The following is an 893-nucleotide window of genomic DNA, read 5'->3' as shown; positions in this document are numbered from 1 at the left end:
AGCACAACAACACCTCCAACCTCAACGACCATCTCAACCACTGCACAGACCAGGCAATCCAGCCTGACGACAACAACAAACCCCGACACTGCCAAGCAGACAGTTATTTCTGGTTCCAGAGATAGCTCAGCCGCTCCTCCATCATTGACGTCGGCATCAACAGGCACGGCTGCCGAACAGGCAACAACACAACAATCAGTCACTCAGGAAAAAGCACAATCAACGTCTGAAACCACCACAACAGAAGACGCCTCTGGTAGAACTGACAGCACAACGGCGCCTCCAACATCAACAACCATCTCAACCGCTGCACAGGCCAGGCAATCTAGCCAAACGAAAGCACCAACCCCCGACACTGCCAGACAGACAGTGACTTCTGGTTCCAGAGATAGCTCAGCTGCTTCTCCATCATTGACGTCGGCATCAACAGGAACGGCTGCCCAACAGACAACAACGCAACAATCAGCTACTCAGGAAAAAGCACAATCAACGTCTGATAGCCCGGGACTACAGGGAACTTCCGGTATTCCGGATAGCACAACGGCTGCTTCAACGCTGACAGAAATCTCAACACTTGCAGAAACAAGACAATCAGTAACATCGCCAACAACAGGCACTACAACTCAGACGACAAAAGCTATACATCAAACGACAAACCAGGAAATAGCATCATCTGAAACCACCACAACAGAAGGAACCTCCGGTAGATCTGACAGCACAACAACACCTCCAACCTCAACAACCATCTCAACCGCTGCACAGGCCAGGCAATCCAGCCTGACGACAACAACAAACCCCGACACTGCCAGGCAGACAGTTATTACTGGTTCCAGAGATAGCTCAGCCGCTTCTCCATCATTGACGCCTGCATCAACAGGCACGGCGGCCCAAGA

At 51.5% G+C, this 893-nt stretch carries 1 protein-coding gene; it reads left to right on the top strand.

The window, feature by feature from the left end; translation table 11 throughout:
* A partial coding sequence (locus CX664_RS26795; RefSeq protein WP_219622298.1) for a hypothetical protein occupies positions 1-893 on the top strand: 893 nt, incomplete at both ends.

This window comes from Endozoicomonas acroporae (assembly GCF_002864045.1).
In the GTDB taxonomy this organism is placed as follows: Bacteria; Pseudomonadota; Gammaproteobacteria; order Pseudomonadales; family Endozoicomonadaceae; genus Endozoicomonas; species Endozoicomonas acroporae.
Note: the sequence above shows the minus strand (reverse complement) of the source record. Positions and strands in the feature narration are given on the sequence as shown.